Genomic DNA, 21,206 nt, shown 5'->3' with positions numbered 1-21,206 from the left:
TCAGTTCGTATGTTTCTTGCCGCCAGCGCGCAGACCGCGCGCCGCTTTCAGTCTTTCTTTGCGCAGCGGTGCGGGCCCTGTGCGCCCACCTCGATCGGGCAGGCATTGCGGAATCCCCAGACGAAATCCGTCTGAACCGCCACCAGTCCCGGCGCCAGAACCTGGTCGCCGACACCGTAATAGGCGCTGGTGGTGAACCAGCTCGGCGCCGGCACGCCATTGGTGCTTTTGGGCAGGCCGGCGTCACTCAGATCGCTCACGAAGATCGATAAGTTCGGTAACCCCTTCTCGGTCACCGATGCGCGCGCATGGCAGCTGATGCAGGAGCTGGAATTGGTGAAGCCGGCTTCCGTCACCGAATTGCCGAGCTGCGTCGGCCGGCCCGTGGGCGTCACGAAATTCGTCTGGCTGCCCTTGAGGCGATAGTTGCGCCAGGCCGGATCGGCGGGCCTCGGCGTGCCGCTCTCATTGGCGGCTCCGGTTCCGATGCCGAGCGTCCTGAACACCGCCGCCAGCCCGTCGCGCATCTCGCTGTCGGCGTCATAAGTCCGGGCAAGATCGAATGCGACCACGGCCCCGTCGGCCATTTCCAGCTGGTTCGGCGACACGTAATTGTCTGCCGGTTCGGGCAGATCATCCCGCGCGGTCGGCCCCTCGCTCACCCGCGCCACATAACCGAAACTGTCATTGCAGCCGATCCAGTCGCAGCGGCCCTGATTGTCCACATGCTCGAACGTGGTCCAGAACCAGTTGGGCAGATCCTTCGAGGAGATGTGAAAGGACAGAAGGATATAAGTGCCGGTCTCCGGCGTGTTGCCGCCCTTCGGCAAATCGAGCGTGATGTAGTCGGCGTTCTTTTCAAGATCGATGCCCAGCTCTTTCGCCTTGCGGATGTCGAGCAGGTTCGCCTTGAGCATGAGCGAGCGGATCGGCAGGTCGATCTGGCTGAGCGGTCCCGTGCCGGCCACGCCATTGTATGGCGCATAGTGCTCCATGACGCCCGCACGTGTCTGAAACACCCGGCCAAGCCCGTCCGTGTGATAGAGCCCGTTTGCGAAGATGTAATCGGTCATCGGCCGGTTGTGATAAACCAGCTCCACCTGCTCCGCGCCGATCACTGCGGTCTTGAGCTCCGGCGGCACGTCATCCCAGTCGATGCTGCCGTCACCATCCCGGTCGGTCTTGGCCGCATCCTCCATCGACACCTGATGCGCCTTGCTCGGCTCATGCGGTGTGTGTGCCGGCATGCCCAGCGCCGGGTCGGGGCGCACGGGGCAGTGTTCGGGATCGGGATTGTTGGAAACTTCGACCGTGCTGCAGCAGTTCTCCGTCTGGCCGGGCTCGCACACCGGCCATGGCGCGGTCGGCCACATCTGCACATCGGTCGTCCAGCGCGACCAGAATTCGCCACGCACCGCCTCGGTGAAAATCTTCCAGGCGAAAGCATCCGGACAGCTCATGGACGGATTGCTTATCTCCGGCCCGAAGTCGAAGCGCCCTTCCCCGTCCACCGTAACTGCGCATTCCGGCGAATCACGCAGGTCCGCCAGATACTGCATCGCAAAATCAATGGAATTCGGATTGGCCGATACGGCCGAAACTGAAAGCGAAGTACTTATAAACGCTAAGAAAAAAGCCCTTTTTGCGACCCTCGCCTGATCGCAAAAAACGCGAGCCACGCGTTTTGATTGCCTCTGGTGCGCCAAAAGCCTTGTGCCCCCTCACAAGTTTGTTTTGCACCAGTGTTTATCACAAACCTTGACGGTTAGTTGAGAATAAATTCCGCAATTGAACGGTTTCTCCACTCCGCAGGCTCTGCAGATGCCGGGCTCTACAGATAATGCAGCCCCAGAAGATGCCCCTCCACCTCGCGCACCTGCACGACGGTGTCATAGATGTCCTCAAGCACCGCTTCCTGCATCAGGTCACCGGCCTCGCCCTGCAGCACCACGCGTCCGTCGCGCATCGCCACCACGTGATCGGCATAGATCGAGGCGAAGTTGATGTCGTGGATCACCACGGTAATCGACTTCTTAAGGTCGTCCGCCGTGCGCCGTAACAGCTTCATCATCGCCGCCGCGTGTTTCATGTCGAGGCTGTTGAGCGGCTCGTCGAGCAGCACATATTTGGTGTCCTGCGCCAGAACCATTGCCACGAAGGCGCGCTGGCGCTGACCGCCAGAAAGTTCGTCCAGAAACCGCCCGCGCAGAGCGTCGAGCCCCAGATAGGAAATCGCCTCGCCGATATGGCGCTCGTCTTCCACGGTCGGCCGCCCGCCCGAATGCGGAAACCGGCCAAACGCCACCAGTTCGCTCACCGTCAGGCGCATGCCCACCTGGTTGTTCTGCTTCAGGATCGCCAGCCGCTTGGCGAGAACCGCCCCCGGCGTGTCCTGCACATCCAGACCATCGACCAGAACCCGCCCCGATGTCGGTGCGATCAGGCGCGCAACCATGGAAAGAAGCGTCGACTTGCCCGCCCCGTTCGGACCGACAATCGCGGTGATGCCGCTCTCGGGAAGCGACAGGCTGACATCGTCAACCACCGTCGCATCGTCATAGGTCTTGGTGAGATTGTGGATGTCGATCATCGCCTGAGGTTCCGATAAAGCAGCAGCATGAAGGCAATGCCGCCGGTGAATTCGATGATGATGCTGAGCGCCGTGTCGAAACCGAACACGCGCTCCAGCACGGTCTGCCCGCCCACAAGCGCAATGATGGCAAGCAGCGTCGCCGCCGGCAGCGTGTATTTGTGCCGGTCCGTGCCCACGGCCTGATAGGCGAGATTGGCGACCAGCAGACCGAAGAAGGTGATCGGGCCGACAAGCGCCGTCGAGACCGAAACCAGAACGGCGATCATGGCGAACAGCAGCAGCACCACACGCTGATAATCAATGCCCAGATTGATCGCCACATCGCGGCCAAGCGCAAGCACGTCGAGCTTCGTCAGAAGCCGCCGGCTCACAAAGGCGGTCGCCAGAACAATCACCGCCGACACCGCCAGCAATTGCTGGTCGATGCTGTTGAAGCTGGCGAACAGCATGTCCTGAAGCGCGATGAACTCGTTGGGATCGAGAATGCGCTGCATCATGTGCGCCAGACTGCGGAAGAAGACACCGCACACCACGCCCGCCAGCACCACCAGATGCAGGCTGCGCTGGCGGCTGAGAAACAGCCAGTAGAAGAGCGCCATGGACATGCCCACCATGAGCAGCGTCTCCAGAACGAAACGCAGCCGCATGTCCACGCTGGCGAGATCGCGCGTGCCCAGAAAGAACACCAGCGCCGTCTGCAGGGCCACATAGAGGGAATCGAAGCCCATCACCGCAGGCGTCAGAATGCGGTTCTGCGTCACCGTCTGAAACAGCACCGTCGCCGTCGCCACCGCATAGGCCACCAGCACGAGGCCGAGCAGCTTGGCGCTGCGAAACGGCAGCACGAAATCCCAGTTGCCCTTCACGCCAATGGTCATGAAGGCCAGTGCCGCCGCAATGGCGCCAAACGCCAGAACGACAAGCGCCACGCGGGGCCGTCGCCATGTCGGATTTTTAGCCAAAACGCGCCCGCCGCCGCAAAAGGAGATAAAGGAAAATGCCCGAACCGAGCACACCCGCCACCGTTCCCACCGGGATCTCATAGGGAAACCGCAGCGTACGGCCGACAATGTCGCAGGCAAGCAGGAAGCCCGCGCCCGACACCGCCACCCAGGGCAGCGCACGGCGCAGATTGTCGCCCACCGTCATGCTCACCACATTGGCGACGATCAGCCCCAGAAACGGCACCGTACCCGCCGTCACCACTGCCGTCGCCGAAACCATGGAAACGATGACGAGGCCGAAGGCGAGAATGCGCCCGTAGTTCAGACCGAGATTGCGCGTAAAACTTTCGCCAAGCCCGGCGACCGTGAACCGGTCCGCCGCCACATAGGCAAGCAGCGCCAGCCCGCCCGCGATCCACAACAGTTCGTAGCGCCCCCGCAAGACGCTTGAAAAGTCGCCATTCGTCCAGGCGGAAAGCGATTGCAGAAGATCGTAGCGATAGGCGACGAAGGTGGTCATGGCGTTGATCACGCCGCCGAACATCAGGCCCAGAAGCGGCACGACCAGGCTGGAGCTTGCCGGGATCTTCGACACAAGCCGCAGGAACAGGAAGGTTGCGATCAGCGCGAAAACCGAGGCCACCGCCATCTTGGAAAGCATCGGCAGGCCGGGCGCGAACAGCGCCACCGCCAGAAGACCAAGGCTCGCCGCCTCGACCGTGCCCGTCGTCGTCGGTTCAACGAAACGGTTGCGAAACAGCATCTGCATGATCAGCGCCGCAACGCCCATCGCCATGCCCGAAAGCACCAGCGCCAGGGTGCGCGGAATGCGGCTGACGAGCAGAAGCTGGATGGCCTGTGCGTTGCCGTCACCGCTCAAAAGATCGCCGAGCGGCATGTCGGCCACGCCGATGAAAAGGCTGATTGCAGCGAGAACGATCACCACGCCCACCGCCAGCACGAGGCCGGCGGCGGGGTAGATACGTTGGGGCATGCTGGCGGCAGCTTGCATAGCCTTGTCAGTCGACTGGTGTGAGCGCCTTGGAGAGCGCGTCGACTTCTGCCTGGAGGGCAGTCATGCCGCCGCCGACCAGATACCAGCGCACGGAATCGGCATAGTAGATATTGCCTTCCTTCGCGGCCGTGGTCGCTGCGACGAGTTCATTGTCCAGCGTCTGCTTTGCCGACTGGCCTTCACTGCCGATGGCCGAATCCCGGTCCACCACGAACAGCCAGTCCGGATTTGTCTTCAGGAGAAATTCGAACGAAACCGCCTCACCATGGGTCGCCTCCTGCACATTCTCGACAGCAGGGATCACGCCGAGATCGTCATGCAGCCAGCCGAAGCGCGAGCCCGGACCATAGGCCGAAACCTTGCCGCCATTGGTGAGGATGATCAGGCCCTTGCCGGCATCCTTCGCCGTCTCGCGCAGCGCTGCAACGGAGGTGTTGAGCTTCTCGATCAGTTCCTCGGCCTTCTCTTCACGGTCGAAGATCACGCCCAGCTTGCGCGCATTGTCTTCCGCGCTGTTGAGGAAGTCATCCTGTGCGACCGTCAGGTCGATGGTCGGCGCGATCTTGGAAAGCGCCTCATACTGCTTGGCCGAGCGGCCCGCGACGATGATCAGGTCGGGCCTGGCGGCATTCACCACCTCGAAGTCCGGCTCGAACAGCGAGCCGACCTTGGCGTAATCGTCGCTCTTGTATTTCGACAGATAGTCGGGAAGCAGCGCGTTGGGCACGCCGGCCACGTCGACGCCCAGCGTGTCGAGCGTGTCGAGCGTGGCGAAATCGAAGGTCAGAACCGTCTTGGGCGTATCCGGCAGAACCGTTTCGCCCTGCGCATGTTTGACGGTGATTTCGTCGGCATTGGCGTAGCCCGGCAGGAACGCCGCAAGCGCGATGGCCGAAGCCAGAAAGCGCGCGGTCAGGGAGTTCGTTCTTGTGATCATCGACATGCTCCAAATGTCAGGGATGACGGGTGGACGCCACCTGCCGGTTTCCGTTTTGCGCGGTCGGCAACGCCCTTGTCTGGATTTCGGTTAGCAAATATGATTTCTACAATCAACTTTTCTGTGCGGACATTCCAACACTCAGTTTCAACCGCCGCTTTTCTGGAGATTTCCCATGCTGCAATCCAAAGCCGTCATCGCCACCGAGCATGCCTCGAAATATCTGCAGCAGCTCTGCAAGCATTTCGCGCACAAGGTTTCGGTCGATTACGACGCCTCGCAGGGCAAGGTTGATTTCCCCTTCGGCGACTGCCTCATGCGCGCCGACGAAACCTCGCTGACGATCGAGTGCGCCGCCAAAACGGACGAGGAACTCGCCCGCGCCCAGCACGTGATCGACGATCATCTGGCCCGCTTCGCATGGCGCGAGAAGCCGCAGATCGCCTGGAACGTGTGACGGCCTTCGGGCCCTGAAAGTCCGCAGATGACGGTTTGCCCCTCCCGCCACCGAAGCGGTGATGGCGGGAGCGCTGGATGTCAGCGAGAAGGTCATGAGGCTCAGAAAGTGGAGGTCATGCCGACCCACACACGGCGTCCTTCGACAACCGTGTTGATGTCGCCCACGTCAATGCGCTTGTCGAACACATTGTAGACAGCCGCCTTCAGGGTCACATTGTCGTTCAGCGCATAGTTCGCTCCGAAATCGACCGTGGTGTAGGCATCGTATTTGCGCGCCAGAACTTTCGAACCGTCGCTCGAAAGGATCGGCTTGCCTTTGGAGCCGATACGCAGACCCGCATTCACCTCCGACCCGTGATAACTGACCTCGCCCCACGCGCTCAGCCCCTCGACCGGCGTGGTCCAGTCGGCGCGCAGGCTGGCCATATGCTGCGGCGTGCGCATCAGCGGGAAGCCTGCATAATCGCCGGTCTCCTGCTTCGAATGCGTGTAGGTGTAGCTGCCCCGCAGGATCAGATCGTCACGCACATCCCATTCGCCCGTCAGCTCCACGCCCTGCGTGATGGCCCGGCCGATGTTGAAGAAGCGCCAGAGGCGGTAATTCGGATCCTCGTCCCAGCGAGCATTCGACCCATCGGGATTGTAGATCATCGCATTGCTGATCTTGTCCTTGAAGTCGTTGCGGAAATAGGTTGCGCCCAGCCGCACGCCGCCGAGACTGTCCCAGAGACCGCCGATCTCGATGCTGGTGCTTTTCTCGGCTTCAAGATCCGGATTGCCGATGATCACGCCACAGGTGCCGTCCGGTCCATAGCTGCAACCGCGCCCGCCCGTCACATAGGCGTAGCCCGGCGCAATCGCGCGAATGACCGGAGCCTTGAACCCCGTCGAGACACCGCCCTTCAGCGTCAGCTGCGGCGTCGCATGCCACACCGCATAGGCGCGCGGGCTGAGCTGCGCGCCATAGATCTCGTGATTGTCCATGCGGATGCCGCCGGTCAGCGCGAAATCCGGCGTGATCCACCACTCGTCCTCGGCAAACAGCGCCCATTGCGAAACGCCGAATTTCTCGTCGTGCCCCGTGCGGCGGCCAGGGTTCTGGTCGGTCAGCAGCGCATCCAGATACTGCCCGCCCAGCACCAGCGTATGCGCCCCGTGAAAATCGAGCGGCGTGGTCGTCTTCACGTCGAAAACCGTGTTGCGGACCAGCGGCGAACGCGGATCTTCCGCATATAGTCCGGTCTCCTTATCGCGCATGAAGCGGGTGCGCTCGGCCCATTCCTGCGAGAGGGAAACCTCCGATGTCGTCCAGTCCCAGCGCCCCGTATGGCTCAGCGACCAGTGCCTGCGGTCCAGCCGGTCGTAATTGTCCCGACGCGTGCTGGTTCTGTCCTCGGTGTGCGTGCGCAACAGCCGCGTCCTGCCCGCATCAAGAACCAGCTCATGATCCTCGTTCGGGGTGAAGGTCAGACGGCCGGCGAGATCGAGATCCTTCTTTTCCGGCAAGCCGCCCTTGATCCGGTCTTCGCCCCGCAGGAGACCGCGCCCCCAGACCTGCAGGCCCAGCATGTCGCGCACCACCGGCCCGCTGGCGTAGAACGACGCATTCCCTGCATCGCCATGGTCGGTATGCTGCTGCAGCGTTCCGTCGAGCGAGACCGTCCCGGTCCACTTGTCGGCCACCCTGCGCGTGATGACATTGATGACACCGCCCATCGCATCGGAACCGTAGAGCGCCGACATCGGGCCACGCACCACCTCGATCCGCTCGATGGCGGACACCGGCGGCAGGAAGCTCTGCTCGAAACCGGAATTGCCATTGGAGCGCGACTCGCGCGTGTTCTGCCGCTTTCCATCCACCAGGATCAGCGTGTATGCGCCCGGCAGACCGCGGATGGAAATGTCTTCCCGCCCCGGCGACCCCGTCACCGCCACGCCCTGCACATGGCGAAGCGCGTCGGTCAGGTCGCGGTAAACGCCCTTTTCCAGCGCCTCGCGCGGCACCACGGTTATGCTCGCCGGCGCATCCACCACGCTCTGCTCGAAGCCGGTCGCCGTCACGACCAGCGTGTCAAGAAGCGTGACCTTCTGGTTTTCCGCCTGTGCCAGCGCGCCCTCCACCGGCAGGGCGACACAGCCCAGAAAAGCCAGTGCAAGCCGACCGGAAGAAGAAACGGCGCCGCGCAAACCGGCACGCGCCGGGCTGCGCGGAGCCGCATCGAAAAAGCTATAAGTCATTATTAATTCTCAATAAAATTACATGCTTGAAATACGGGCGACTTACCTCCCGTTAAAAGATGATGTCAACACTCATCTTTTAGAGCGCTTCCAGATTGCCCCGCGCAGACATGCCCCAGCGGCACAAAGCCTTTTCAGGCCATGCGCGAGGCGGGGTCGGCAACCGGTCGATGAAGCTGTGGAAAAACGGGCGGCGGAACCCCGCCCGAAAAGGGGTAAGGAGAAGCGGCGGGACGCGAGCAATTGAATCCCGCCGCCTCTGCTCACTCGGCCGCCTGTGGCAGCGCGAGCTGTTCGTTGTCCTGCATGGCCGCATCCGTTTTTGCAGGTGCGCCCGCCTCCGGCCGCTTCACGCGGTAGAAGGCGGCATAGAGCGCCGGCACAAACAGAATGGTCAGCACGGTCGCCACCGTCAGGCCGCCCATGATGGCGAAGGCCATCGGCCCCCAGAACACATTGGTCGAGAGCGGCACCATGGCGAAGATGGCGGCCGCCGCCGTCAGAACCACGGGCCGCGTGCGCCGCACGGTGGCCTCGATAATGGCGTCCCATTCCGCATGGCCGGCTTCAAGGTCCGCTCCGATCTGGTCGACCAGGATCACCGTGTTGCGCATGATCATGCCGGCCAGCGCGATCAGGCCGAGCAGCGCAACGAAGCCGAAGGGCTGGTTGAAGATCAAAAGCCCCAGCGTCGCCCCGATCAGGCCGAGCGGCGCTGTCGCGAAGACCAGTGCAAGGCGCGAGAAGCTCTGAAGCTGGATCATCAGGATCGTCAGCATCGCCAGCAACATGATCGGAAACACGTCGAACAGCGCCGCATTCGCCTTGGCGCTTTCCTCGATGGCCCCGCCAAGCTCGATGCGATAGCCGACCGGCAGATCCTCGATCAGCGGCTGCAGCGTCGGCCAGATCTGCGACGACACATCCGGCGCCTGCACGCCCGCCGGCACATCGGCCCGCACGGTGATCATCATGTCGCGGTTCTGCCGCCACAGGATCGGCTCCTCATGGCCATAGACCACCTTCGCCACCTGCGAGAGCGGCACCGGCTGGCCGCCGCGCGTGGCAATCGTCAGATCGCCCAGATGCGCCACGTCGAGCCGTTCGCTTTCCACCGCGCGCGCCACGACATTGACGGTCTCGATGCCGTCGCGCACCGCCGTCACCGTGTAGCCGGAAAGCAGCGTCTGCAGCGTGCGGCCAATGTCCTGCGGGGTCAGGCCAAGCGCCCGCGCCCGGTCCTGATCCACTTCCAGCCGGATCGACTTCGCCTGCTCGTTCCAGTCCAGATTGGGGTCGAGCGCATTCGGGTTCTGCGCCATCACATCGCGCACATCATAAGCGATGCGACGCACTTCCAGCGGATCGGGGCCAACCACGCGGAACTGCACGGGAAAGCCCACCGGCGGGCCGAACACGAGTTCGGTCACGCGCACCCGCGCCTCCGGCAGACCGCCGTCTGCGATATAGTCCTGCAACCGTGCCTTCACCCGGTCGCGGGCTTCCGCGTCCTTCGTGTACATTTCGATGGTCGCGAAGTTCGGCTTCGGCAGCTCCGGATTGGAAGCGAGGAACCAGCGCGGCGCGCCAGCGCCCACATAGGTGGCGTAGGTCAGAACCTCTTCATCCGCCGCGACCACCGCTTCCATGGTGCGGGCGGAAGCCTCCGTCGCCTTGATCGGCGCGCCTTCCGGCAGACGGATTTCCACCATCAGCTCCGGTCGCGGCGAGGTCGGGAAGAACTGCTGCTGCACGAAACCGAATGTCCAGATGGAAGCCGCAAAAAGGCCGATCACCGAGGCGATCACCACCCAGCGCCAGGAGACGCACCAGTTCACCACCCGGCGCAAAGCATTGTAGAGGCGCGTGTCGTAGATGTCGTGATGCTGCCCGCCCTCGGCCACCGCACCACCATGCTTGTGGAAGTCCGGCAACAGCTTGACGCCGATATAGGGCGTGAAGATCACCGCCACGAACCACGACGCCACCAGCGCGATGGTCACCACCCAGAAGATGCCGCCGGCATATTCGCCCGCCGTCGACTTGGCGAACCCGACAGGCAGAAAGCCCGCCGCCGTCACCAGCGTTCCGGTGAGCATGGGAAAGGCCGTTGATGTCCAGGCGAAGGTCGCCGCCTTCAGCCGGTCATAGCCCTGCTCCATCTTCACCACCATCATCTCGACGGCGATGATCGCATCGTCCACCATCAGGCCAAGCGCGATGATGAGCGCGCCAAGCGTGATGCGTTCAAGGCTCATGCCCAGCATGTCGAGCGCGATCATCACGATGGCCAGAACCAGCGGCACGGCCAGCGCCACAACGATGCCCGTGCGCCAGCCGAGCGACAGGAAGCTCACCGCCAGCACCACGGCCAGCGCTTCCAGAAACACCTTGATGAACTCGCCGACCGAATCCTGCACCACTTCGGGCTGGTTGGCGATCATCTCGAGTTCCAGCCCCACCGGCATGTCGGCCCTGATTTCACTCATGGCCGCATCGAGGTTTTCGCCGAGCTTCAGAATGTTCGCGCCCTCGGCCATGACCACACCAATGGCCAGCGCCTGATGCCCGTCATGGCGGGCAAGGAAGGCCGGCGGGTCTTCATAGCCGCGCCGCACATCCGCAATGTCACCCAGCCGGAACACGGTTCCGTTCGCCGCAATTGGCACCGACGCGACCGCGTCCACGCCTTTGAGCGCGCCTTCAACACGCAGGAACACCCGGTCAGAGGCCGTTTCGATCTCGCCTGCCGGCGTCACCGCGTTCTGCGCCGCGATGGAATTGAAGATCACCTGCGGGTCGATGCCCAGCGTCGCAAGCTTTGAATGCGAGAACTCGACGAAGATGCGCTCATCCTGCGCGCCGTAGAAGCGCACCTTCTCCACATCGGGAACACGCAGAAGCCGCTGGCGTATGTCTTCCGCCGCGTCCTTCAGGTCGCGCATGGTCGCGCCTTCGCCGCTCAGCATGTAGAGCGCGCTGTCCACATCACCGAACTCGTCGTTGAAGAACGGCCCGATCACGCCTTGCGGCAGCTGCGCGCGAATGTCGCCCACCCGTTTGCGCACCTGATACCAGAGTTCCTCCACCTCACCCGGCGGCGTGGTGTCCTGTAGTTGCACCTGCATGAAGGTGGAGCCGGGCTTGGAATAGGTGCGCACCTTGTCGAAATAGGGCACTTCCTGAAGCGTCTTTTCGATGGGATCGGCGACCTGCCGCTGCACTTCCTCGGCGGTGGCGCCCGGCCAGACCGCGTTCACAACCATCACCTTGATGGTGAAGCTCGGGTCTTCCGCCCGGCCAAGCCGCGCGTAGGAATAGGCCCCGCCAAGCGACAGGACGATGATCAGGAACAGAACGAGCGTCTGGTGGGTGACGGCCCACTGCGAAAGGTTGAAGCGTTGCATCTGAGCCCCCGGTCAGTCGGCGCTGGCGGACTGGATTTCGGCGAGCCGGACACGCTCCCCGTCGCGGAGCTTCTGCACTCCAAGCGTCACGATCTTGTCGCCGTCTTCAAGCCCCTTGGCGATGATCGCGTTCTCTGTCTGGTAGGCCTCGACGACGACCGGCCGGCGTTGGAGTTCGTGCGAGGGGGGATCGACAACGAACACGACCGGGCCCCGGCCGTCGTCAAGAACCGCCGTCATCGGTATGCGAGCAACCGGTGACGGATCTCCTTTGGTGAGTGAAACGGTGGCGGTCATGCCAAGCCGGACATTCTCGTCCGCCTCCGGCACGGAAAACCGCACGGGATAGGTTCGGCTCGTGCCATTGGCCTCCGGCGCGATCTCGCGCACCGTCGCCGCATAGCGCCCGTCGCCGGCCCACAGGGTCACTTCGGCGGTGGAGCCTTCCAGATCGGCGAGCCGGCTTTCCGGGATCGAAACCACGACCTCCTTCTGATCGAGCCGCGCAACGCTCACCACCATCTGACCGGGCGAGACCACCTGCCCGGCCTCGACGCCCGTGGCGCTCACCACGCCATCGGCAGAGGCCGTCAGTTCCGCATAGCCCATCTGGTTGGTGGCGAGTGCAACCGCGCGTTCGGCCTGATCGAAGCGCGAGCGCGCCTCATCCACGGCCAGCGACTGCGCATCGAGCGCGGCCTCGGTCACATGCCCGCGCTTGAACAGCGTGCGGGCGCGCTCCAGATCGGACTGCGCCTTGGTGAGGCTCGCCTGCGCCGCTGTCAGCGCGGCGCGCTGCTGTTCAAGCTGCAGGTTCAGATCCACCGGGTCGAGCTGCGCCAGCGTCTGCCCTGCTTTCACCCGGTCGCCCACATCCACAAGCCGGGCCGCCACCTTGCCGCCGACGCGAAACGCCTCGGCCACTTCCGTGCGCGGCATCACGGTTCCGGTGTAGGTGCGGGTCTCGGCAATCGGCGCAAGGCGCACCGTCGCCACGCGCACCACCGGGTCTGGCCGTTCGGCCACTTCCTCATCCTGGCAGGCGACAAGCGCCAGCGCCATTGCGCTCAAAAGAACGGTCCGTTTCATCGTCGCCCGGGGCATGAAAGCCTTACCTTATAAACGTTGTTAACTGATGATTCTCAATAATCATCACTCTTTAGGCGCACGAAACAGACTTTGGCTCCCGGTTTCCCGGTAACGCCCTAGTTTCGCTTGCCCAGCCCTCTCAGAATAAAGCGAAGCTGCTCGCGCAGCCCCTCTTCGGTGTCTTCACCATGCAGGATGCAGTGTTCGATCATCTGCGGATGTACGAATGTCATGAAAGCCGTCTTCACGCAGCGCGCTGCTTCCGCAGGATCGTCCACGTCGAAATCGCCGGAAGCGATCCCCTCACGAATGACTCCTTCTATGATCAGGGTCATGCGCTCGATATGGTCCTTGATCGTCGCCCAGTTCTCGTGCATCGCCGCCGAAAGCATATCGTGCGTGCGTTTTTCCCTGATAAGGGTCGCTTTGTTGTGCTCGTGAATGGCGGTCAGAAGCTTCGTCAGTTTCTCCGGCGCAGGCGCGTCAGTCCGCGCGATGGTAAAGGCGATATCGGCCACCTCTTCCACGATGCGCCCGCAGATGGACTCGTTGATTGCGCCCTTGGAGGGGAAGAACCGGTAGATATTGGCCGGGCTCATGCGCAGTTCCGCCGCGATATCAGCGACCGAGGTCTTCTGATAACCGATGGTTCGGAAGAAGTTCTCCGCAACCTCCAGAATGCGGGAGCGGGTCTCTTCAGGATCTGTGCGTGTGCGTGAAACTGGCTTCATCATCTAATTCCTGATGATTTTCAATAATCATCACTATTCATTGAGTCAAGCGTTGAAACGCGTTCTACCACGTCCCGCCGGCGGGCTACAGGCCCGGCCAGCCGCAGACGTGGGGCTTTGCCCGGCACTGGCGACCGGACAACACCATGAAACCCTTATAAAAGCGGCAATCGCAAGACGCAAAAAGCCTGAAACACCTTACGTCAGCGCGCATCCTCAAGGATCATCGCAGCCGCCTTCTCCGCGATCATCAGCGTCGGTGAATTTGTGTTGCCCGATGTGATCACCGGCATGACCGAGGCGTCGGCGATGCGCAGCCCCCGAAGCCCGCGCATGCGAAGCCGCGGGTCCACCACCGCCCCTTCATCCGCGCCCATGCGGCAGGTGCCGACGGGATGGAAGATTGTCGTGCCCACCTGCCCCGCCGCCTCCACCAGTTCTTCTTCGCTCTGGTACTGCGGCCCCGGCTTGAACTCTTCGGGGCTGTATCGCTGCAAGGCCGGCTGCGCGACGATGCGGCGCGTCAGCCGGATCGCATCGACAGCCACCTGCCGGTCGCTCTCGGTCGAAAGGTAATTGGGCCGGATTGCCGGCTGCTTGCGGAAATCGTCAGACGTCAAATGCACCGAGCCGCGACTGTCCGGCCTCAGATTGCACACGCTCGCCGTGAAGGCAGGAAACGGATGAACCGGCTCGCCGAACCTGTCGAGCGAGAGCGGCTGCACGTGATATTGCAGGTTCGGCGTCTCACGCGCCTCATCCGAACGGGTGAAGAGGCCGAGCTGGCTTGGGGCCATCGACATCGGTCCCGAACGTTTCAGGAAATATTCCAGCGCAATCGCCGCCTTGCCTGTCAGGCTGCTCGCCTGCTCGTTCAGCGTGCGGATGCCCGACACTTTGTAGGCGCAGCGCAATTGCAGATGGTCCTGAAGATTTTCGCCCACGCCATTCTGCTCGAACTCCACGGGAATGCCTGCCGCCTGAAGCACATCACCGCGCCCGATGCCTGACAGTTCCAGAATGTGCGGTGAGCCTATCGCGCCTGCCGCAAGCACCGTCTCGCGGCGGCATCTGGCCTCGCGCGCCTCGCCGTTCTGGTCATAGGCAACGCCCGTCACACGCCCCTCTTCCAGAAGCAGGCGGCGCACATGCGCGCCCGTTTCCACGCGCAGATTCTTCCGGTGGCGCACGGGTTTCAGAAAGGCTTTCGACGCATTCCAGCGCACGCCGTCGCGCTGGTTCACCCGGAAATAGGACGACCCCTCATTGTCGCCCCGGTTGAAGTCATCGACCCTTGGAATGCCCAGCCCTTCGGCAGCTTCCTGAAACGCGTCGAGAATGTCCCACCGCACCCGCGCCTCTTCCACGCGCCATTCGCCGCCCGCGCCATGCATCTCGTCGGCGCCCCGGTAATAATCCTCCGGCTTCTTGAAGAATGGGAGCACGTCATCCCATGCCCATCCCGTGCAGCCCATCTGCCGCCAGCGATCATAGTCGCGCGCCTGACCGCGCATGTAGATCATGCCATTGATGGACGAGCAGCCGCCCAGCACCTTGCCGCGCGGATAGGCGAGCGAGCGCCCGCCGAGCCCCGGCTCGCTTTCGGTCGCAAAACACCAGTCGGTGCGCGGATTGGAGATGCAGTAGAGATAGCCGACCGGAATGTGGATCCAGGCGTAATTGTCCCGCCCGCCCGCTTCGAGAAGCAGAACGGAGACATTCGGATCGGCGGAAAGCCGGTTGGCCAGCAGGCATCCTGCCGTTCCCGCACCGACGACGATGTAGTCGAACGTCTCCGCCATGGCCGTCAGCCCCACTCACCGGCAGGCGGAAGAAGATCCGCCCTGCGCGCCTCCATGGTCAAGGCTACGATGCGGCAGGTTGTTTTCGCAAGATCAGAACTGCGCGATTACGGCACTGCTTTGGGAGCATTTCTTTTTCGGAAAAAGCGCCTGGTTTTCCCGAAAAGCCCGTCGTTTTTCTGGAAAATCGCCGTTTTGGAGAATTTCAGGCAATATTGTCGCAAGCGCAATTGTCACATGGTCAAGCGATTTGCTTTGCCCGACACTGCGCGCCCCAATGGAGGCCGAGATGAAGAACGCCGAATACACACCGACTGACAATCCCATGCTGACCGGCGCGCTCGGCCGCTGCCCGCAGTGCCAGAAGGGGCATATCTTCAAGGGCTATCTGCAGATCGCTGAAAACTGTGACGTCTGCGGTCTCGACTTTTCCTTCGCCGACCCGGCGGACGGCCCGGCCTTCTTCGCGATGACGATTGCCGCCGTTCCGGCCCTTGCCTTCGGCGTCTGGTTCCAGATGGCGTTCGAACTGCCGCTCTGGGTTCACGTCTTCACCACCGTGCCGCTGACGATCCTGAGCTGCATGGCGCTTTTGCGCCCGCTCAAGGGCTGGCTGGTCTGCTCGCAATACTTCCACAAGGCGGCTGAAGGCTCCATCGACTACGCCTGGCACGAACAGGCAGCCGAAGCGCAGAAGCAGGCCGACAAGGCCTGATTTCTCAGACCTCCAGCGCCGTCTCCATCATGATTTCCTGAAGCGCGTCGTAGGCGGCGACAACCGTCTGCGCCTGCGCTTCATGCGCGAGCCGGAAGGCATCGCCATAGATCGTCTCGTCGGGATATTCCGTGATGAGCATCATCGGCGCCTCGTGACGATCATCTTCGGAGATCGTGATCGGGAAGCCGTTCAGAACCTCGAACTGCAGCGTGCCCGCATGGATCTCGTAAAGCCGGATCTGCCGCGCATTGAATTCGACCAGCCCCGGCACTTTCGCCAGTTCCGTCGTGACCTTTTCCAGAAGCCGGCGCGTGCGCTCTCCCCAGCCCGCCTTGTGGCGGACGATCAGGAAGAAGCCCTTGGGCACGGTCCACATCTCGAAACCGCGCGGAATGTAGCCGGTCAGCGGCCGCGTCCACTCATGGGCGGGATAGCCGTGCAGATTGATGTGAAGGGCCGCCTTTGTGCGCTCGAAGCACAGACGCCGGATGCCCTTTTCATAAAGCGGCTCGGCCTCGCGATATTCAAGATCGTCGCCCAGCGCGGTGTAGCGGGCGGCGTGATGCATGTGATGCGGCTGGCTCTGGCAGAGATGCCAGTGCAGCGCATAGCCATCCGGGTTCTCCAGCGGCGAGACGGTGAAATGCGCGCCTGTGCGCTCTGAGAGCATCGTCGCGCCGCGCAGTGCGCCGGCGACGCCGGAAATCTCGTTTGGGTGCTGCCCGCCGCTCAGCATGATCGGATGATCGCTTCCGCTGACATAGCGCCCTGCCACCGCGCGGCCCGCGCGCGAGTTGACCGCAAACGCCTCGCCACCGATCCGCTCCAGCGTCTCGTTGACGGCGGCGACCGAAAACGGTCCCGTTGCCTCGTGCAGCGGCTGTGCGGGCCATGCGGCAGGCTCGGTGGTAAGCGGGCGTGTTTCGACCCTGACGGTGAGCGGCCCCTCGCCTGCCGCGATCACCGGAATGATCTGACCGGGCTGAAGCCCGCGCGAACCGAGCGGACGGCCGGATTTCTTCTGGAAGAGTTCAAGCAGCGAGAAATAGAAATCCTCGTGCAGCGCCTCATGCAGGCTGATCGCTTCCTCGCCAACCGGGAGGCGTGCGTCTGCGCCGGGCATGGACACGGCAATGTGCAGCGCCTCGAAGAAGGGTTCGCTGTCGCCCCAGGGATGCGCATCGATGGCCTGTACCGTTTCGTGGAACAGACGCTCGAAATCGGTCTCCAGCACCTCATCGACGCTGCGGCCATCGGGATGGCGCACACGCAGCCAGCCGCAGGGCGAGAGAAGCTCTTTGCCAATGTGATCTTCGGCAAGCCGATTGGGCGCGAACACCGCATGGCGCGAGACAGCGCCATCCGCCGCCGTGATCTCGACGCCATATTCGAGCGCGCCGCCGGCCTCAGCCGGGGTGAAGGCGATTTCCGCCGCGCCCACCATGCCGGCAAGCGGATAGGCCTCCAGAAGGAAACGCTGCCCGGGCGCAGCCGGGCTCACCGGGTAGGTTATGGCGATGCGGCTTGCGCCGGCTGCCGCATCCTCGGTGAAGAAATGAACCAGCGGCTTGTAGGCGCTGTGCAGCCGGGCGGTGACGCCCGCTGCCGCAAAGCGCTTCCCGGCAGCGCGGCGTGCCGCCTCATCTTCGAAAAGCCAGGCCTCCAGCTCTGCGCCGCGCCATGCCTCACTGGCATAGTCGGCAACCAGACGGTCGAGCGTTCGGTCAAAGGTCTTTTCGAAGATCGCGGTCATGTTTCTGTCCGTCCTGTTGGATCGAGGAGATCGCGCAGCCAGTCGCCAAGCAGGTTCAGGCCGAGCACGGTGAAGAGAATGGCAAGTCCCGGGAAGACGCTGACCCACCATGCGTTCTGCATATAGGTGCGCCCGTCGGCCAGCATGCCGCCCCAGCTCGGGATGGTCGGATCGACGCCGAGGCCGAGGAAGGTGAGCGAGCTTTCCAGAAGGATGTTGGTGGCGACGTTGAGCGTCATCAGAACGATGACCGGGCCGGCCAGGTTCGGCAGAAGGTGCTGGAACAGGATCTTGAAATCCGGCACGCCGATGGCCTTGGCCGCATGGATGAACTCGCGGTCGTTGAGCGACAGGACGGAGCCGCGCACAAGGCGCGCATACTGCACCCACTGCGACACGATGAGCAGGATGATCGTGTTGGTGATGCCGCCGCCCACAATGGCGATGAAGGTGATGGCGAGCAGGATGAAGGGCAGCGCGAGCTGCACATCGGCAAAGCGCATCACCAGCACATCCCAGAAGCCGCGATAATAGCCCGAAATCAGGCCCATCACGACGCCCACGACCACCGCGCCGGCAACCGAGGTGAAGCCGACGAGCAGCGAGATCTTGCCGCCGGAGATGACACGCGCAAGCACATCGCGCCCCAGCGGATCAGTGCCGAGAATGTGCGCCCAGTCGGTGAAGGGTTTGGTCAGGCGGGCGGCAAGATTGATCTGCTCGCCACCATCGGGGAAGAGAAGCGGCGAGAGAAGCACCGCCAACGTCATCGTGCCGGCGAGCAGGATGCCGAGGATGAACTCGATGTTCTTGAAGTGACGCAAACGCGAAACAGCCTGTGCCATGATTGCGTCCTTTCCTAGCGGTTGCGGATGCGCGGATCGACCAGCCCGTAGGCGATGTCGACCAGCAGGTTGATGCCGATGATGAGCAGCGACAGAACGGTGATGACCGCCTGAAGGACCGGATAGTCACGACCGGCCACCGCATCGAAGGCCAGCGTGCCGAGGCCCGGCCAGTTGAACACGCGCTCGATGACGACGATGCCGCCCAGAAGGCCGCCGAACTGGAGGCCGAAATAGGTGATGAGCGGAATGGCGCAGTTTCTGAGCGCGTGCTTGTAGAGCACCTTGGTCTCGCTCAGGCCCTTGGCCCGCGCCACCTGAATGTATTGCGAGCGCAGCGTCTCAAGCATGGCCGTGCGCACCAGCCGCACATTGGTGGCCGTGAGAATGACGCCCATGGTGACCGCCGGCATGATGTAGCTTGCAAAGCCGCCCATGCCCGAAGGCGGCAGCCATTGCAGCATCACCGAGAACACCAGCACCAGCATGATGGCGAGCCAGAAATTCGGGAAGGAAAGACCGACCAGCGACAGGATGCGGATCACCTGATCGGCGGTCTTGCCCTTGTTGACCGCGGCGTGAACGCCAAGCGGAATGGAAATCGCGATGGACACGAACATGGACGAGAAGGCAAGCGCCAGCGTGGCCGGCAGGGCCTTGGAAATGAGCATGGAAACCGAGGTTCCACCAAGGAAGCTGCGGCCGAAATCGCCAACGAACAGCCCTTTGATGAAATCCCAGTACTGGGTGATGAAGGGCTCGTTGAGGCCGAGCGCCTGGCGGATGTTCGCCAGATCCTCTTCCGTGACGCTGCCCGCGCCCTGGGACAGCATGAGCGCCGGGTCGCCGGTCAGCCGGATGGCGAACGACACCGTGAGGGTGACGACGAAAACGACGAACACCGCCTGCAGGATGCGTTTGAGAAGAAAACTGGCCACCAGAGCCTCCGGGATAAATTCGTTGCGCGCCGCGTGATCCTTTTGCGGTGCGCGATGTTCAAGGGGCCGGGGGCGACACGGGCCGCCCCCGACATGCAAGTCGCAGTCCTTTGACCTTCACATTTGTGCGTGGTCGGGTGAGAGCACCCGACCACAAAATGCTGAGGAGGACTATTCGACCTCAACCTCATTGAGACGCATGCGGCTGTCCGGCGGCGCGATGAAGTTCTTCACCCGCTTGTTGACGCCGTAGAGCGCATTGAGGTTGTAGAGCGGCATTTCGAGAGCGCGGTCGGCTGCGTAGGCTGCGATTTCCTGCAGCACCTTCTCACGCGCATCGACATCGATCATCGGGCGCTGCGATTCCAGAAGCGCATCCAGCTCCGCGTCGCTGTCATACGGGTTCCAGCGCTCGCCCGTGTGGTACATCAGGTAGGCGGTGTTGTCGTAGTCGAGCGTCCAGCCGCCCCAGCTCTGCTGGAACATCTCGCCGGTCTTGCCCTGCGGGATGATGTCGTTGAGCAGAACGTTGGTCTCATACGGCTTGATGGTGGCGTTGAGGCCGGCCATCTGCAGGTAGCTGGCAACTGCCTGGGTGACTTCACCGAAGGTGGCGTCATTGCCGCGAATGTCGATCTGAACAGCCGTGCCGGGCGCAACGCCGGCTTCCTTCAGCAGTTCCTTGGCCTTGGCCTGATCGAACGGCAGCGGCTCCATCTCCGGGTCGTAACCGAAGGACAGTTCCGACTGGAACGATGCGATCTGCTTGGCCTGACCGCCGAGAACCGCGTCGATGATGGCCTCGCGATCCACGGCCATGATCATGGCCTTGCGCACGCGCTCATCGGCGGTGATGCCGTTGCCGGTGTTGAAGCGCAGGGCATAGACCGTCGGGCTGGTGACGGAAACGATTTCGAGCTTGTCGTCGGCCTCGATGGTGGGAACCATGGAGATCGGGATGGTCGGCGGAATGACGATGTCGACACGGCCGGCCTGCAGCTCGGCAACGGCGGTGGCCGGCTCCGAGATGAAGCGGTACTCGACGGCGTCGAGCTTCGGTGCGCCGCCCCAGTGATCGGCGAAGGCTTCAAGCTTCACGCCGACCTTCGGCTCGTAGGAGGCCATCTTGAACGGACCGGTGCCAACGGGATTTGCGTTGACGAAGTCTTCTTCGTTCTCGGTGACGTATTTCGGCGGCACGATCATCGCGCCATAGCCGGCGAGCTTGGTGATCAGCACCGGATCGGGCTGGGTGAGGATCAGATCGACGGTGAAATCGTCGATGATGTCGACCTTCTCGATCACGGCGTAGTTGGAACGCTGCGGGCCCTTCTTGCCTTCTTCGCCGAGCAGGCGGTCGAAGGTGAACTTCACGGCGTCGGCGTTGAAATCCTCGCCATTGTGGAACTTGACGCCTTCACGCAGCTTGAAGCGGAGACGCTTGCCCTCGTCGAGCACTTCCCACTCGGTGGCGAGGCCGGGGACGATCTTCGTGTCGGGACCGCGATAGACCAGGCCATCATAGATGTTGGTGGCGACGGACGACCAGTTCACCAGGAAGGTGTCGATCGGGTCCCAGCTGCCCGGGTCCTGCGGGGAAGCGATGGTGAGCGTGCCTGCGGCCTGCGCCGGCATGACGCCGAACGGCAGAGCCGCCAGCACGGCGGCGAGTAACGCGCCGCGTGTATTGCCCAGTTTCATGTCAAAGTCCTCCGTTTCATCTGCGTTTGTGTTCCA

The 21,206-nt window shown here is 62.8% G+C and carries 16 protein-coding genes; 2 read left to right on the top strand and 14 right to left on the bottom strand.

Annotation, left to right across the window (positions count from 1 at the left end; genetic code table 11):
• Nucleotides 1-47: 47 nt before the first annotated feature.
• From ACRTG1_RS05765 to ACRTG1_RS05745, 5 genes are all read right to left on the bottom strand, one after another.
• The gene (locus ACRTG1_RS05765; protein ID WP_113154119.1) at nt 48-1,559 is read right to left on the bottom strand and encodes a hypothetical protein; all 1,512 of its coding nucleotides are present in this window, start codon (nt 1,557-1,559) and stop codon (nt 48-50) included.
• A 272-nt stretch (nt 1,560-1,831) separates the two neighbouring features.
• Complete coding sequence (locus ACRTG1_RS05760) at nt 1,832-2,590, bottom strand: iron ABC transporter ATP-binding protein (RefSeq protein ID WP_432515892.1); 759 nt, start codon at nt 2,588-2,590, stop codon at nt 1,832-1,834.
• A complete protein-coding gene (locus tag ACRTG1_RS05755) occupies nt 2,587-3,522 on the bottom strand; it encodes an iron chelate uptake ABC transporter family permease subunit (protein WP_328849940.1) in 936 nt (311 codons plus the stop codon). The genes ACRTG1_RS05760 and ACRTG1_RS05755 overlap by 4 nt, the downstream gene beginning before the upstream one ends.
• Before the next feature lie 25 nt (nt 3,523-3,547).
• Nucleotides 3,548-4,531: an ABC transporter permease gene (locus ACRTG1_RS05750; protein WP_224924704.1), complete on the bottom strand. Its 984-nt coding sequence runs from the start codon at nt 4,529-4,531 to the stop codon at nt 3,548-3,550.
• 25 nt (nt 4,532-4,556) lie between these two features.
• Entirely contained in the window at nt 4,557-5,489 is a 933-nt protein-coding gene (locus tag ACRTG1_RS05745; protein WP_206544568.1) for a siderophore ABC transporter substrate-binding protein, read from the bottom strand.
• A gap of 175 nt (nt 5,490-5,664) precedes the next feature.
• On the opposite strand from ACRTG1_RS05745, the gene ACRTG1_RS05740 reads away from it, so the two are divergent.
• Entirely contained in the window at nt 5,665-5,946 is a 282-nt protein-coding gene (locus ACRTG1_RS05740) for a DUF2218 domain-containing protein (RefSeq protein ID WP_113154114.1), read from the top strand.
• 101 nt (nt 5,947-6,047) lie between these two features.
• Here ACRTG1_RS05740 and ACRTG1_RS05735 read toward each other — a convergent pair whose 3' ends face one another.
• The 5 genes from ACRTG1_RS05735 to ACRTG1_RS05715 all read right to left on the bottom strand — a co-directional run bounded on the left by ACRTG1_RS05735 (nt 6,048) and on the right by ACRTG1_RS05715 (nt 15,215).
• Nucleotides 6,048-8,186, bottom strand: a complete 2,139-nt coding sequence (locus tag ACRTG1_RS05735; protein WP_432515891.1) for a TonB-dependent receptor domain-containing protein — start codon at nt 8,184-8,186, stop codon at nt 6,048-6,050.
• A gap of 263 nt (nt 8,187-8,449) precedes the next feature.
• The gene (locus tag ACRTG1_RS05730) at nt 8,450-11,593 is read right to left on the bottom strand and encodes an efflux RND transporter permease subunit (protein ID WP_224873369.1); all 3,144 of its coding nucleotides are present in this window, start codon (nt 11,591-11,593) and stop codon (nt 8,450-8,452) included.
• A 12-nt stretch (nt 11,594-11,605) separates the two neighbouring features.
• Complete coding sequence (locus tag ACRTG1_RS05725; protein ID WP_432515890.1) at nt 11,606-12,682, bottom strand: efflux RND transporter periplasmic adaptor subunit; 1,077 nt, start codon at nt 12,680-12,682, stop codon at nt 11,606-11,608.
• Nucleotides 12,683-12,798: 116 nt separating this feature from the next.
• Entirely contained in the window at nt 12,799-13,413 is a 615-nt protein-coding gene (locus tag ACRTG1_RS05720; protein WP_315900304.1) for a TetR family transcriptional regulator, read from the bottom strand.
• Between the two features lie 203 nt (nt 13,414-13,616).
• The gene (locus ACRTG1_RS05715; RefSeq protein WP_432515889.1) at nt 13,617-15,215 is read right to left on the bottom strand and encodes a GMC family oxidoreductase; all 1,599 of its coding nucleotides are present in this window, start codon (nt 15,213-15,215) and stop codon (nt 13,617-13,619) included.
• 289 nt (nt 15,216-15,504) lie between these two features.
• Here ACRTG1_RS05715 and ACRTG1_RS05710 point away from each other — a divergent pair, with 289 nt between their 5' ends.
• Complete coding sequence (locus ACRTG1_RS05710) at nt 15,505-15,930, top strand: DUF983 domain-containing protein (protein ID WP_206544563.1); 426 nt, start codon at nt 15,505-15,507, stop codon at nt 15,928-15,930.
• A gap of 4 nt (nt 15,931-15,934) precedes the next feature.
• On the opposite strand, the gene ACRTG1_RS05705 is transcribed toward ACRTG1_RS05710, so the two are convergent.
• The 4 genes from ACRTG1_RS05705 to ACRTG1_RS05690 all read right to left on the bottom strand — a co-directional run bounded on the left by ACRTG1_RS05705 (nt 15,935) and on the right by ACRTG1_RS05690 (nt 21,170).
• The gene (locus tag ACRTG1_RS05705) at nt 15,935-17,686 is read right to left on the bottom strand and encodes a peptidase M14 (protein ID WP_432515888.1); all 1,752 of its coding nucleotides are present in this window, start codon (nt 17,684-17,686) and stop codon (nt 15,935-15,937) included.
• Complete coding sequence (locus ACRTG1_RS05700; protein WP_113154109.1) at nt 17,683-18,531, bottom strand: ABC transporter permease; 849 nt, start codon at nt 18,529-18,531, stop codon at nt 17,683-17,685. The genes ACRTG1_RS05705 and ACRTG1_RS05700 overlap by 4 nt, the downstream gene beginning before the upstream one ends.
• 14 nt (nt 18,532-18,545) lie before the next feature.
• Nucleotides 18,546-19,469 carry an ABC transporter permease gene (locus tag ACRTG1_RS05695; RefSeq protein ID WP_206544561.1) on the bottom strand — a complete coding sequence of 308 codons (924 nt, stop codon included), beginning with the start codon at nt 19,467-19,469 and terminating at the stop codon, nt 18,546-18,548.
• Between the two features lie 171 nt (nt 19,470-19,640).
• Entirely contained in the window at nt 19,641-21,170 is a 1,530-nt protein-coding gene (locus tag ACRTG1_RS05690) for an ABC transporter substrate-binding protein (protein ID WP_432515887.1), read from the bottom strand.
• Nucleotides 21,171-21,206 lie beyond the last annotated feature (36 nt).

The sequence above is a fragment of the Nitratireductor sp. PBL-C9 genome, from assembly GCF_050877045.1.
GTDB classification, from domain to species: Bacteria; Pseudomonadota; Alphaproteobacteria; order Rhizobiales; family Rhizobiaceae; genus Nitratireductor; species Nitratireductor aquimarinus.
The sequence above is the reverse complement of the archived record's forward strand: the minus strand, read 5'-3'. Positions and strand labels throughout refer to the sequence as shown.

Coding starts and splice junctions, on each gene's coding strand:
- ACRTG1_RS05720 (WP_315900304.1), bottom strand. CDS start 13,413: ATGAAGCCAGTTTCACGCACACGCACAGATCCTGAAGAGACCCGCTCC.
- ACRTG1_RS05750 (WP_224924704.1), bottom strand. CDS start 4,531: ATGCCCCAACGTATCTACCCCGCCGCCGGCCTCGTGCTGGCGGTGGGC.
- ACRTG1_RS05735 (WP_432515891.1), bottom strand. CDS start 8,186: ATGACTTATAGCTTTTTCGATGCGGCTCCGCGCAGCCCGGCGCGTGCC.
- ACRTG1_RS05760 (WP_432515892.1), bottom strand. CDS start 2,590: ATGATCGACATCCACAATCTCACCAAGACCTATGACGATGCGACGGTG.
- ACRTG1_RS05715 (WP_432515889.1), bottom strand. CDS start 15,215: ATGGCGGAGACGTTCGACTACATCGTCGTCGGTGCGGGAACGGCAGGA.
- ACRTG1_RS05690 (WP_432515887.1), bottom strand. CDS start 21,170: ATGAAACTGGGCAATACACGCGGCGCGTTACTCGCCGCCGTGCTGGCG.
- ACRTG1_RS05725 (WP_432515890.1), bottom strand. CDS start 12,682: ATGAAACGGACCGTTCTTTTGAGCGCAATGGCGCTGGCGCTTGTCGCC.
- ACRTG1_RS05700 (WP_113154109.1), bottom strand. CDS start 18,531: ATGGCACAGGCTGTTTCGCGTTTGCGTCACTTCAAGAACATCGAGTTC.
- ACRTG1_RS05705 (WP_432515888.1), bottom strand. CDS start 17,686: ATGACCGCGATCTTCGAAAAGACCTTTGACCGAACGCTCGACCGTCTG.
- ACRTG1_RS05765 (WP_113154119.1), bottom strand. CDS start 1,559: ATGCAGTATCTGGCGGACCTGCGTGATTCGCCGGAATGCGCAGTTACG.
- ACRTG1_RS05710 (WP_206544563.1), top strand. CDS start 15,505: ATGAAGAACGCCGAATACACACCGACTGACAATCCCATGCTGACCGGC.
- ACRTG1_RS05730 (WP_224873369.1), bottom strand. CDS start 11,593: ATGCAACGCTTCAACCTTTCGCAGTGGGCCGTCACCCACCAGACGCTC.
- ACRTG1_RS05745 (WP_206544568.1), bottom strand. CDS start 5,489: ATGATCACAAGAACGAACTCCCTGACCGCGCGCTTTCTGGCTTCGGCC.
- ACRTG1_RS05740 (WP_113154114.1), top strand. CDS start 5,665: ATGCTGCAATCCAAAGCCGTCATCGCCACCGAGCATGCCTCGAAATAT.